The organism is Sphingomonas sp. dw_22 (genome assembly GCF_018449795.1).
Lineage (GTDB): Bacteria > Pseudomonadota > Alphaproteobacteria > Sphingomonadales > Sphingomonadaceae > Sphingomonas.
This window is the reverse complement of the sequence record NZ_JAAVVE010000075.1, coordinates 1-10973: the sequence shown is the minus strand read 5'-3', so window position 1 is coordinate 10973 and position 10973 is coordinate 1. Positions and strand designations below refer to the sequence as shown.

Here is a 10973-nt window from a genome sequence, read left to right as displayed (position 1 = left end):
CCGGCTTTCTCCAGCCCGCGACGGGGGGGGGTCCGGGGGCGGGGGGCCGGGGGGGTCGGGAGGAGCCATTGTCTTCGGCGCCGGTTGCGGGGCAACGCGTGCGCAGCCGGCGGCGAGCGCGATCAGGCTGGCGCGCATCAGAACGGCCGAAGCATGGCGACGACCACGCCGCCGATCAGGCAGGCGAGCAGGAAGATGCCGGCCGGAAGCAGCGGCAGTGCGTTTCCGGAGGCGGCAGCGGCGAGGTTCGGGTCGCCGGCGGCGCCGACCGCTCCCGCATCGGCGCCGCTCGCGATACCCGTTCCGGGCGGATCGGTCCTGCGGGTGCCGGCCGTGCGCGCGGAATCGCTGACGACGCGCATCTTTCCGGGGCGTTGATCGTGACTCAAGGCTGTACCTGCTCGATGATTTCCCTCTATTATAGAATGTTGGGCGCGCCTGCGGGGCCGCCTGCCATGCTTCGAGGAGAATTTCAGTGCGCAGGGGCAAGTTGGCAGCGTTGGGATTGGCGGCTGCGGCCGCACCGTTGCCGGCCGGCCTGGCGCAGGCATCGGGCGAGGGCGGCGGCGGCAAGCTGCATCTGGTGCATATGGAAGAGGTCATCGTGCCGATCGTCGATGCCGATCACATGGCGGGATCGCTGCGCTTCAAGCTGGTGCTCGATGCCGGCACCATCGAGAGCGAGGCGCTCCTGTTGCGGGATATGCCGATGCTGCGCGCCGCCACGGTGGCGGCGGGGCTGGAGTTCGCCCGGCTGAACGCATCGGGTCTGCGCGCGGTGGACGTCGAGCGGCTCGACCATGACCTGACCGCCGCGATCAAGGCCACCGATCCGGGCGTCGTGCGCGTGCTGATCGTCGAGGTCGCCGCTTCGGGGCGCTGATCGGGCGGTAGCCGGTTACCCTAAAGTCACAAAGGTCGCGGGTACGCGCGTGCATGTGCGCATGCGCGATCCGTGGGGATATTCAGGATTTCAGAGACATCCCTGCGTCTCAGGCGAAATCCTGCATTCCCAGTGAAGAATCCGGGGCATCGAGCCCCGTCCGATGCTCAACCCACCTCTAACCCCTCCCTTCCAGGGAGGGGAATCCGAATATGGGCGGGCCGCCGGCCTCCTTTCCTTCGTCACCCCGGCCGCAGTGCCGGGGTCCACCGGGATGCTGGGAGAGCCGCTAGAGGTGTGAGGGGCTCGTGCGCGGAGGAGTGGACTCCGGCACTGCGGCCGGGGTGACGATGGGCTTTTGGCGGCCATCTCTCGCGAATGTCGATCCCTGCCGCAAAGCGGCTCCGGACGGAATTATCGGCGTGCGACCGTCGGCGGCATCGCGGCGCCAGGTGCGGCAACGGCGGGTGCCGCGGGGCGGGGCCGTGGCGCGTTCGCGCTCTTGCGGGCGAGCGCCATGCTGAGCGCGGCGGCGCCGCGGGGCGTCATCGCGGCCAGGATCGAGGCCGTCGAATTGGCGCGCATCCGCTGGGCGACCTTCATCTGCACCTCCATGTCGAGCTGCTCGAAGACCAGCGCCGCCTTGGCCGGCTTCATCGCCTGATAGATGCGGGCGAGCTCGTCAAATTGCGCCTCGGGTGGGAGCGCGGGCTCGCCGCCGGGCATGCCGGGCGCCATCGCGGCGGCTTCCTTCTGCCGCGCCTCCAGATTCGCCTGGAGCCGGGCTTCGGCGGCCTTAGCGGCCTGCTCGCGCAGGTCGAGGCTGCGCTTGCGCTTGGCGGCGGCGGAATCGCGGGCGCTCAGATCCTGCTCGATCGAATTGCCGAGGCGGGTCTTCGTCGGCGCATCCTGATCGGGCACGGCCAGCGTCGCCGCATTGGCGACCACCGTGAGCGCGGACGCCGCCGCCGTCAGCAGCAGGAGGGAGGGGCGGGCCATCAGGCGGCCCTGGCTTCGGGTTCGGCGTCGAACGCGGCCTCGGCCTCGACTTCCGCATCCATCTCGGCATCTTCCGGCTCGGCGCCGCGATGGGCGTTGGCGATGCCGACTGCGCCGACGATCCGCTCACAGGCGGAATCGGCGATGCCGATCATGTCCGAAAGTTCGTCGCGCAGGTCGCGGGCCTGGCCGACCAGCCGGGCATGCTGCGCGCATTCGGTGCCGAGCGTCGCCTTCATGTCCGAAAGCACGGTGCGCGCCTGGGCGGTCGCCTTTTCGAGCGCGCCGACGACTTCGGTGAGCGCGCCGTCCTTCACCGTGCGCAGGCTGCGCATCATCCGCACGCTCTGCACGAGCACGGCCATGCAGAGGATCATCGTCAGCACATTGGCGAGTATCGCGAAGCTCATGACTTGGCCTTTTGCTTGGGGGAAACATCGGTGACGAGGCGCACGGCGACCTTGCCGCGGCGCTGGCCGATCTGGGCCTCGGCGAGCTTCACGCCGCCACAGGCGATATCGAGGGGATCGTCCGGCCCCTTGTGGAGCGCGATGGTCTGGCCGATCTCGAGCGCCTCCAGCGCGGCCAGCGGCATCGCCTTCTCGCCGAGCACGACGTTGACCGTCAGGTTGGTCTTGCGCACCTCGGCGGCCATATGCGCCTCCCAGATGCTGTCGCGGCCGTTCTTCTCGCCCATGAAGCGCTGGAGCAGCTTGTGCCGCACCGGCTCGAGCATGGCATAAGGGAAGACCATGGTGAAATCGCCGCCGCGCCCGTCCATGTCGACGCGGAAGGTGGCGATCGCGCAGATGTTCGACGTGCCGGCGATCGCGGCGAAGCGCGGATTGGTCTCGATGCGCTCCAGATCGATGTTGATCGGCTCGATCGGCTCGAATGCATCGGCGAAATCGTGGAGCGCCAGGTCCAGCATCCGCGAAACCAGCCCGGTCTCGATCGTGGTGAAGGCGCGGCCGTCGATCAGCAGCGGGGCGTTGCCGCCGCGGCCGCCGAGCAGCGCATCGACCACCGCATAGATCAGGCCGGATTCGACCGCGACCAGGCCGTAGCTTTCCCACTCCTGGACCTTGAAGACGCCGATCATCGCCGGCAGCGCGACGCGGTTCATGAACTCGCCGAAGCGGATCGAGGTCACTTCCTCCAGGCTCACGTCGATCGCGTCGGAGGTCAGGTTGCGCATCGAGCTGGCGAAGGCGCGGACGACACGGTCGCACACCACTTCCAGCATCGGCAGCCGCTCATGGCTGATGACCTTGGATTCGATGACCGCGCGCAGGCCCTTCTTCTTGGCCGCGGGCGCGCCGAGATCGCCGAACAGCGCGTCGATGTCCGACTGGTCGAAGCGGATGTCCTCGCCGCCGCCGCCGATCGGGGCGGCGGGGGGATCGGGAAGGTCGAAATCGTCGAGGTCGATCATTGCTGCACCAGATCCTCGACCAGGATGTCCCGTACCGAGCCTTCGCCGGCCGTGGCGTTGGTCCGGATCAGCAATTCCTCCTTGATGCGGAAGACCGCGGCCGATCCGGCCAGATCCTCGGGGCGCAGCTCGCGCAGGAAGGGCTGATAGGCGTCGAGGATCAGCGGCAGCCGGTTCCGCAGGGTCGCGGCGTCGCCGTTCGGCCCCGGCACCAGCATGATATGGATCTTCAGGAAGCGCGTGGCGCCGTCGGCCGAGCGCAGATTGACCACCATCGGGGGCACGTCGACGAAATTATCGCTCTCGCGCTGGGCGTCCTCGCCATGCGCGCCGGGCTTGCTGTCCGCGAGCGCCTTCTGCTCGCGCTCATGGCTGGCCGCGATCGAAGCCCGCGCCTGGGCGCCGGAGGAGAAGAACATATAGGCGCCGCCACCGCCGCCGAGCAGCACGACCGCCGCAACGGCCGCGCCGACGAGGATCAGCTTCTTGTTCGATCTGGGCTTGGTCGCTGCCGACTGCCCCGATTTATCTTCGACGATTTCCGCCGACATGCACTGACCTTTCGAATTCGCCCGTCGCGACACCCGCATCGGCGATTTCCTCCTATTATAGGATCATCACCCGGCAATTTCTGCCTAGTGAAAAATTTCGAAGGACGGTCCGGTGGACATTTCCTCTTACGTGCTCCTGAGCCAGGAACAGGCGCTGCGGCGCCGGCTCGACGTCGCGGCGAACAACCTCGCCAACATGAATACGGTGGGCTTCAAGCGGGAGCAGCCGGTGTTTCGCGAATATGTCGAGAAGACCGACAGCGCGGTGAAGCCGGCCAAGCAGACGTCCTTCGTGCTCGATTACGGCGCGGTGCATGACATCGCGGCGGGCGCGTTCCAGCCGACCGGCAATCCGCTCGACGTGATGATCGACGGCCCCGGCTATCTGGCGGTCGAGGCGCCCGACGGCACCACCGCCTATACGCGCGCGGGCTTCGTCAAGGTGCTCGAGACCGGCGAGCTCGCCACCTCGGGCGGCCAGCGCATCCTGGGCGAGGGCGGCAAGCCGATCATCGTCGCGCCGGAAGACGCGGGCAAGCTCAGCATCGGCTCGGACGGCACCGTGAGCGGCGCGAGCGGCCCGATCGGGCGGCTGACCGTCACCGTGTTCGACGAAGCCAATATGGATCCGCGCGGCGACGGCATGTTCAACGGCGCCAGCGGGCGCGAGCTGACGGCCGCCGAGACCAGTCTCAAGAGCGGCGGGGTCGAGGGATCGAACGTCAACGCGATCACCGAGACCACCGACATGATCGAGATCCTGCGCGCCTACCAGACCAGCCAGCACATCACCGACAGCATGGCCGACATGCGCAAGCAGGCGATCGACAAGCTCGGTCGCGTCAGCTGATTTTCACGAAAGGATTGACCAGATGCGTTCTCTCACCATCGCCAGCAGCGGCATGCTCGCCCAGCAGACCAATGTCGACGTCATCTCGAACAACATCGCCAACATGAACACCACGGCGTTCAAGCGGCAGCGCGCCGAGTTCCAGGATCTCCTCTACGAGCAGGTGCAGCGCCCCGGCGCCGCCACCAGCGCCGACAACCGCTCGCCCTCGGGCATCCAGATCGGCGCGGGCGTCAAGACCGGCGGCATCTATCGCATCAACGAGCAGGGTGCGATGACCCAGACCGACAATCCCTATGACGTCGCGATCCAGGGGCGCGGCTTCTTCCAGGTGACGATGCCCGACGGCACCACCGCCTATACCCGCGACGGATCGTTCAAGCCGTCCGACCAGGGCGAGCTGGTGACGCAGGACGGCTATATCGTGCAGCCCGGCATCACCATTCCCCAGGGCACGATCGACATCACCATCTCGAAGACCGGCCAGGTCGAAGCCAATATCGCGGGCAATCCGCAGCCGCAGGTGCTGGGCCAGATCGAGCTCGCCAACTTCATGAACGATGCCGGGCTGGAAGCGAAGGGCGGCAACCTGTTCGTCGAGACCGCCGGATCGGGCCAGCCGACCGTCGCGGCGCCGGGCGAGCCGGGCTTCGGCATCCTCAACCAGAAGTTCGTCGAGGCGTCGAATGTCAATCCGGTGGGCGAGATCACCGCGCTCATCAGCGCGCAGCGCGCCTATGAGATGAACAGCCGCGTCGTGAAGACCGCGGACGAGATGCTGGCGACGACCAGCCAGCTCCGCTGATGGGCGTGCTGCTGGCGCTGGCGCTGCTCGCGGCGGGACCGGTGGAGGACGTGCAGGTCGCCGTCCTCCAGCAGGCGGTCGCGCGCGGCGAGCGGATCGAGGCGGCCGACTTCGCCATCGAGGCGCGGGCGCCGGCAGCGGCGCGCGGCGCGCTGACGATCGAGCGCGCGACGGGGATGGAAGCCGCGCGCAACCTGCCGGCCGGCGCGATCGTGCGCCAGAATGACGTGATGCGGCCCCAGCTGGTCCATCGCGGCGATCCGGTGACGATCCGGATCGTTTCGGGAACTCTGGTCATCACCGCGTCGGGCCGCGCGCTCGGCAATGCGGCGGCGGGCGATCCGGTCCGCGTCGTCATCACCGCCACCAACCGCACGCTGGACGGCGTGGTCGAAGGCTCCGGCACCGTCCGGATCGCGGCACCTTGAAGGACAGGAACATGCGCAAAGTGATTACCGCGGTGGCGATCTGCGCCACGCTTTCGGGCTGCGGCGCGGTCGGCCGGCTCAAGCAGGTGGGCAAGGCGCCCAAGCTCTCGGCGATCGACCCGATCGATACGCCCGAGATCGAGCCCTCGCTCTCGATGCCCGCCGATCGCAACGGCCAGGCGTCCCGGCCGCAGCAGCCGGCGCCGACCGCGTCGCTGTTCCGCACCGGCGCCGGCGCCTTCTTCCGCGGCCAGCGCGCGTCGAGGACCGGCGACATCCTGACGATCCGGATCAACATCGCCGACAAGGCCGATATCGGCAATACGACCTCGCGCACGCGCGGCGGATCGGAGACCGGCGGCGTCGGCGAGCTGCTGGGCATCAAGCCGATCGCGAAGGCGTTGGGCAGCGATGCCTCCCGGGTGCTCGAGACCAATTCGGGCTCCAAATATAATGGTGGCGGCACCACCAACCGATCCGAGACGATCAGCCTGACGATGGCGGCGATCGTCACCCAGGTATTGCCGAACGGCAATCTGATGATCCGCGGCCGCCAGGAAGTGCGCGTCAATTTCGAGATGCGCGAGCTGATCGTCACCGGCATGATCCGGCCCGAGGACATCGCCCGCGACAATTCGATCCAGCACAGCCAGATCGCCGAGGCGCGCGTGATCTATGGCGGCAAGGGCCAGCTCACCGAAGCGCAGCAGGCGCGCTGGGGCCAGCAGATCTACGACGCGCTGTTTCCGTTCTGAATTTCAAACGGTTGGGACTTTTCGGGGCTTCCCGTCCATTCCGGGCGGGGAGCCCCTTTTCTTGTCTTAACCTTCCGGTAACCATCAAAATTCGCTGGATAATTTTGGTAATCCTATAATTTTTCCCAGAATGGAGATGCAGGGCGCATCAATCGCGTCCGGTCGAGGGTCGGCGCTTCCGGCCCAGGCCGCAGAAAGCGGCCCTTTATCCAAGAAGGAAATCACCATGAGCTTCTCCGTCAACACCAACGTCGGCGCGATGGCCGCCCTTCAGAGCCTGAACCAGACCGGCAAGGATCTGGCGACCACCCAGAGCCGCATCAACACCGGCCTGGCCGTGAACTCGACCAAGGACGACTCCGCGCAGTACACGATCGCTCAGGGCCTTCGCGGCGACATGGGCGGCCTGAAGGCCGTTTCGCAGTCGCTGAGCCGCGCCAAGAGCGTGACCGACGTTGCGGTGGCCGGTGCCGAGCAGATCTCCGACGTCGTCAACCAGATGAAGGCCCTGGCCTACAAGTCTGCCGACGCCGGTATCGATTCGGCCACCCGCTCTGCGTACAACAGCGACTTCGTTGCCCTGCGCGACCAGATCACGACCATCGTGAACTCGGCCGACTTCAACGGCACGAACCTGCTCAAGGCTTCGGGCGGCACCGTCACGGCGCTCCAGTCGCTGCAGGATGCGGACACCACGTCGGCGACGACCTGGGATCCGGATTCGCTGAGCGTGGACAACCAGGCCCTCGACCTGGGCGGCGATGTCATCACCGTCGGTTCTTCGGGTGCGATCGACACCCAGGCTGCCGCGCAGACGATGATCGACACGCTCACCGAGACGCAGAACAACCTCAAGACCAGCCTCAGCACGCTGGGCGCGGCTTCGCGCAAGATCGACGCGCAGTCGACCTTCACCAGCAAGCTGTCCGACACCATCGAGGCGGGCATCGGCAACCTTGTCGACGCCGACCTCGCCAAGGAATCGGCGCGTCTGCAGGCTCTGCAGGTCAAGCAGCAGCTCGGTGTTCAGGCTCTGTCGATCGCCAACCAGGCGCCGCAGACGATCACTTCGCTGTTCCGTTAAGAGCTACGCCCTTCCCTGGGGGCAAGGCTTGACGGGGGCCGGGATGGGTAAACCATCCCGGCCCTTTTTTTGTGCAACCCGCCGCAGGTCGAATGGGTTTTCGCAGTCTATAATGATGGATGGACAGGAGGTCGTCGCTTGTTTCCCCGTATTCGTGAGATCACCGATGCGTTCGGCGGCCGTCTGCGTGTGAGTGTCGAGGAGCATCCCTCCGGGGCGCTGGTCGTGCTCGAGCGGCCCGATCTGCCCGGCCGGCCGCGCATCCTGCTCGACGGCTACGGCGTCGATGTCCTGTCCGGCTATATCATGTCCGCGCGGCTATCGGTGCCGCACGAATTGCCCGACGAGCATGTCGACGGCATGTTCGGCACGCGCTTCCGCCTGGGGCTGGAGCCCTGCGCGACGCTGGCGCTGACGCAGAACGGCACCGAGCATAATGGTGCCGACGCGATGGATATTCCCGCGCCGTTCTGGGACCGGCTCTATGCCGAACTGTGCCTGGTTTCGGCGCATGCGCGCGAGCTGGCGAGGCGCGTGGAAGCACGGATCCACTGACTCCGGTGGCATACGCATAGGTGCATATACTGAGTACGCGATACGCGCGACCTGGGGCAATTCTACGGCCGCGAGATCGAATAGGGCAACAACAGGGGGCGCACGATGGATTTTCGCGACTTGCGACACGTACCTGCTGCGAATACGGCTCCAGCTTTCATGGTGACGCTGGCGCTCACCGTCGAAGACGCAAGGGCATTGTGGAGCGCCGCGGCGGACCGCGCGCTCTCGGCGCCGGGCATGACGATCGCGGATGTGCTCGACACGATCGGGCCGCGCGAGGATCCGTCCATCGCCGAATGCATCTCGATGCTCACCGCACCGGCCGGCATCGCCGGCTGCGCGCTCGAGGGATTCGAAGTGCGTGAGGAAGTGCCGGGGCAGGTGATCCATCTTCTGCCCGTCCAGGAACGCGGCACGCCGCTGCTTCCCGCCGCCAACGGCTGAGCGGCCGACCTTCTCTTCCTTTACCGATGAACATGGCTCGGGGCCGCGCGGATCGCCGCGTGGCCCCGAATGCGTTTCGGGCTCCCGGCGCGGGACGTGCCGCATCGGGAGCCCGAAAGGCAGGCCGGGAGGGGGCCGTGCCTGCCTTGCATTCAAGGAAATGGGAAGAGACGGGCGGATCGTGAGGGGATCAGTCTCATGCTGTTCTTATAGTAAATTAGAAATATTCATGGAAGTGAAAATAATGATGGTCCGGTTAGGGATTTTCACTTAAGTGAATACTTCATCCGTAAGTATACGGAGCAATAGCTACTTCTCGATCCGCGAAACGCTGTCCGAGGCATATTCGGCGCCGTTGATCGAGAGCTGGACTACGCCGTTGACCATCTGGACATTGTTGACCGTTCCGGTCGCCCAGGGCGATACGGTGACCTTGTTGCCCGATGCGTCCAGGCCGGCGAGCGTGAGCGTATAGACGCCTTCGGGTGCGATCTTCTCGCTGCCGGTGATCGAGCCGTCCCAGCTGAAGCTGCCGGTGCGGCTGCCGGCGTCGATCTTGCGCGTCTCGACGGTCGCGCCCGATGCGTCGGTGATGGTCGCGGTGAGATCGCCGACCACGGCGCTGCCATACCAGTTCCACTGGGCCGGCGTCGTCGCGTTGAGCCCCGACGTGTCCGAATTGACCTCGACCGTCTTGCCGATCATCGACGATGCCTGGGTGAGGCCCTGGTTGCCCAGGCTCGTCAGGATCGAGCCGAGCGTCGCGTTCTGCTTGATCGACTGCTCGACCTGCGAATATTGGACGAGCTGCTGGGTATATTGCGAGCTGTCCATCGGATCGAGCGGATCCTGGTTCTGCATCTGCGCGGTCAGCAGCTTCAGGAACATGTTGAAATCGGCGTTGAGGCCGGTCGCCGAGGCGGAGGCCGCCTGATCGACGGTCGAGGGCGGGGAATTGGTGGCGCTGGGGACGGTGGTCATGATGCTAATCCCTTAGGCGAGGAGATCGACCTGGCCGTCGTTCCGGATCGGACGATAGGCCGGGGTGGCGGTTTCGGGTTCTTCGTCGAACGGCTGGTGGCCCTGGCCGCGCGACTGCTGCTGGCCGGGCTGGCTGCCCGAGCCGCCATTGCCGTCGCCGCGGCTTTCGAAGCGGAAGCTCTGCGTGTCGGTGCGGATGCCGGCGGAATCGAGCGCGCGGCCGAGATCCGGCGCGTCCTGGCGCAGCAGATCGAGCGCATGCTGGCTTTCGGCGCGCATCGTCGCGTGCAGCCGGCCATTGTCGTCGAACGCGAGCGTCACTTCGACGCGGCCCAGTTCGGCCGGGTTCATGCGGACGCGCAGCGTATTTTCGCCGGCCTCGACCTTGCGGGCGATCTCGACGCCGAGCGCATGGCCGAGCTGGCCGGCGCGCGCCGGGACCATGGGATCGGCCGATGCCGCGATGGGCGCGGGCGCAGCAGCCGGAGCCGCGGATTGCGCGACATGCGATGCGAAGCTCTGTTGCGGAGCCAGCGCCGCGCCTGCGGTGCGGGGCTCGGCCTTCGCGGCGAGATCGGCCGGCAGCGCCGTGTCGGCGGTGGCGGGGGCCTCGAACGAAGGCGTGTCCGCTTCCTTGCCCGGCTTGGCGGCCGGGGCCATGGCATCGGCCGGGACCGGCACATTCGCCTGGGCGAGCGCGGCCGATGCTGCCTTGGCGCCACGTCCGCTATCCGGCTTGCGCTCGGGCGGCGCGACGGCGGGCGCGGGCGGCGGGGTCGGGCCGGCGACGATCGCCGGCGTCGCCGCGGGCTGGCTGGGCAGCGGATCGGCGGGAAGCACGGTGCCTTCGCGGTCGACCGCGATCGCCTTGCGCGTCTTCACCGGCGTCGCCGTAGTGGGAACGGTTCCGCCCGTCGGATGCCCTGCGGTGGGCAGGTCGAGCGGCTGGGGCTGATCGCCGTCATTGGCGGGGAGGGGCAGCGGTTTGTCCTTGTCCGTCGCCACCGCCGTTGCCGGATCGGGCGAAGCGCCCTTCGGCGCCGGTGCCGGCCCGGTCTCGGGCGAGGCCGCTTCGGCCTGCAGCTCGGCCTCGGCCTCGTCGGGGTGGGGGTTGGGCGGTGGGGGACCGGCCGGCGCCCCGCCGCCGCGGGCCGCGGGCCGGGCCGGGTCAGGCCGGGCGAGGCCGCGCGGGGGGGGAGG

The 10973-nt window shown here is 67.3% G+C and carries 15 protein-coding genes; 8 read left to right on the top strand and 7 right to left on the bottom strand.

Annotation, left to right across the window (positions count from 1 at the left end; translation table 11 throughout):
• Window positions 1–137: 137 nt before the first annotated feature.
• The gene (locus HB724_RS19630; RefSeq protein ID WP_213982644.1) at window positions 138–362 is read right to left on the bottom strand and encodes a hypothetical protein; all 225 of its coding nucleotides are present in this window, start codon (window positions 360–362) and stop codon (window positions 138–140) included.
• Between the two features lie 113 nt (window positions 363–475).
• Between HB724_RS19630 and HB724_RS19625 the strand changes: the two genes are divergently transcribed.
• Window positions 476–883, top strand: a complete 408-nt coding sequence (locus HB724_RS19625; RefSeq protein ID WP_213982643.1) for a hypothetical protein — start codon at window positions 476–478, stop codon at window positions 881–883.
• A gap of 414 nt (window positions 884–1297) precedes the next feature.
• Here HB724_RS19625 and HB724_RS19620 read toward each other — a convergent pair whose 3' ends face one another.
• From HB724_RS19620 to HB724_RS19605, 4 genes are read right to left on the bottom strand one after another with little or no spacing between them, the layout of a single operon-like run.
• Window positions 1298–1882: a hypothetical protein gene (locus tag HB724_RS19620; protein ID WP_213982642.1), complete on the bottom strand. Its 585-nt coding sequence runs from the start codon at window positions 1880–1882 to the stop codon at window positions 1298–1300.
• Window positions 1882–2292, bottom strand: coding sequence for a DUF6468 domain-containing protein (locus tag HB724_RS19615; protein ID WP_213982641.1), 411 nt, complete (start codon window positions 2290–2292; stop codon window positions 1882–1884). Before HB724_RS19615 ends, HB724_RS19620 begins: the two co-directional genes overlap by 1 nt.
• The gene (gene fliM, locus HB724_RS19610) at window positions 2289–3317 is read right to left on the bottom strand and encodes a flagellar motor switch protein FliM (protein ID WP_213982640.1); all 1029 of its coding nucleotides are present in this window, start codon (window positions 3315–3317) and stop codon (window positions 2289–2291) included. The genes HB724_RS19615 and fliM overlap by 4 nt, the downstream gene beginning before the upstream one ends.
• A complete protein-coding gene (locus tag HB724_RS19605; protein ID WP_213982639.1) occupies window positions 3314–3868 on the bottom strand; it encodes a flagellar basal body-associated FliL family protein in 555 nt (184 codons plus the stop codon). Before HB724_RS19605 ends, fliM begins: the two co-directional genes overlap by 4 nt.
• A gap of 112 nt (window positions 3869–3980) precedes the next feature.
• Here HB724_RS19605 and HB724_RS19600 point away from each other — a divergent pair, with 112 nt between their 5' ends.
• The 7 genes from HB724_RS19600 to HB724_RS19570 all read left to right on the top strand — a co-directional run bounded on the left by HB724_RS19600 (window position 3981) and on the right by HB724_RS19570 (window position 8792).
• Window positions 3981–4718, top strand: a complete 738-nt coding sequence (locus HB724_RS19600; RefSeq protein ID WP_213982638.1) for a flagellar hook-basal body complex protein — start codon at window positions 3981–3983, stop codon at window positions 4716–4718.
• 22 nt (window positions 4719–4740) lie between these two features.
• Window positions 4741–5523 (top strand): flagellar basal-body rod protein FlgG, encoded by a 783-nt coding sequence (flgG, locus tag HB724_RS19595; RefSeq protein WP_213982637.1) that lies wholly within the window; start codon window positions 4741–4743, stop codon window positions 5521–5523.
• Complete coding sequence (gene flgA, locus HB724_RS19590) at window positions 5523–5951, top strand: flagellar basal body P-ring formation chaperone FlgA (RefSeq protein ID WP_213982636.1); 429 nt, start codon at window positions 5523–5525, stop codon at window positions 5949–5951. Before flgG ends, flgA begins: the two co-directional genes overlap by 1 nt.
• Before the next feature lie 11 nt (window positions 5952–5962).
• Window positions 5963–6706, top strand: coding sequence for a flagellar basal body L-ring protein FlgH (gene flgH, locus HB724_RS19585; RefSeq protein WP_213982635.1), 744 nt, complete (start codon window positions 5963–5965; stop codon window positions 6704–6706).
• Between the two features lie 226 nt (window positions 6707–6932).
• The gene (locus tag HB724_RS19580; RefSeq protein ID WP_213982634.1) at window positions 6933–7790 is read left to right on the top strand and encodes a flagellin; all 858 of its coding nucleotides are present in this window, start codon (window positions 6933–6935) and stop codon (window positions 7788–7790) included.
• A 138-nt stretch (window positions 7791–7928) separates the two neighbouring features.
• Window positions 7929–8345 carry a hypothetical protein gene (locus HB724_RS19575; protein WP_213982633.1) on the top strand — a complete coding sequence of 139 codons (417 nt, stop codon included), beginning with the start codon at window positions 7929–7931 and terminating at the stop codon, window positions 8343–8345.
• Between the two features lie 159 nt (window positions 8346–8504).
• A complete protein-coding gene (locus HB724_RS19570; RefSeq protein ID WP_213982632.1) occupies window positions 8505–8792 on the top strand; it encodes a hypothetical protein in 288 nt (95 codons plus the stop codon).
• 309 nt (window positions 8793–9101) lie between these two features.
• Here the strand turns inward: HB724_RS19570 and HB724_RS19565 are convergent, their stop codons facing one another.
• Together HB724_RS19565 and HB724_RS19560 are read right to left on the bottom strand one after the other, a co-directional pair.
• Entirely contained in the window at window positions 9102–9773 is a 672-nt protein-coding gene (locus tag HB724_RS19565) for a flagellar hook capping FlgD N-terminal domain-containing protein (RefSeq protein ID WP_213982631.1), read from the bottom strand.
• Window positions 9774–9785: 12 nt separating this feature from the next.
• Window positions 9786–10973 (bottom strand): flagellar hook-length control protein FliK (locus HB724_RS19560; RefSeq protein ID WP_213982630.1); only part of this gene is annotated, 1188 nt, incomplete at its 5' end.

Bases quoted from the DNA above. Each gene is read 5' to 3' on its own strand.
- HB724_RS19570 (WP_213982632.1), top strand. From the start codon at position 8,505: ATGGTGACGCTGGCGCTCACCGTCGAAGACGCAAGGGCATTGTGGAGC.
- HB724_RS19630 (WP_213982644.1), bottom strand. From the start codon at position 362: ATGCGCGTCGTCAGCGATTCCGCGCGCACGGCCGGCACCCGCAGGACC.
- HB724_RS19565 (WP_213982631.1), bottom strand. From the start codon at position 9,773: ATGACCACCGTCCCCAGCGCCACCAATTCCCCGCCCTCGACCGTCGAT.
- flgA (WP_213982636.1), top strand. From the start codon at position 5,523: ATGGGCGTGCTGCTGGCGCTGGCGCTGCTCGCGGCGGGACCGGTGGAG.
- HB724_RS19615 (WP_213982641.1), bottom strand. From the start codon at position 2,292: ATGAGCTTCGCGATACTCGCCAATGTGCTGACGATGATCCTCTGCATG.
- fliM (WP_213982640.1), bottom strand. From the start codon at position 3,317: ATGATCGACCTCGACGATTTCGACCTTCCCGATCCCCCCGCCGCCCCG.
- HB724_RS19605 (WP_213982639.1), bottom strand. From the start codon at position 3,868: ATGTCGGCGGAAATCGTCGAAGATAAATCGGGGCAGTCGGCAGCGACC.
- flgG (WP_213982637.1), top strand. From the start codon at position 4,741: ATGCGTTCTCTCACCATCGCCAGCAGCGGCATGCTCGCCCAGCAGACC.
- HB724_RS19620 (WP_213982642.1), bottom strand. From the start codon at position 1,882: ATGGCCCGCCCCTCCCTCCTGCTGCTGACGGCGGCGGCGTCCGCGCTC.
- flgH (WP_213982635.1), top strand. From the start codon at position 5,963: ATGCGCAAAGTGATTACCGCGGTGGCGATCTGCGCCACGCTTTCGGGC.
- HB724_RS19580 (WP_213982634.1), top strand. From the start codon at position 6,933: ATGAGCTTCTCCGTCAACACCAACGTCGGCGCGATGGCCGCCCTTCAG.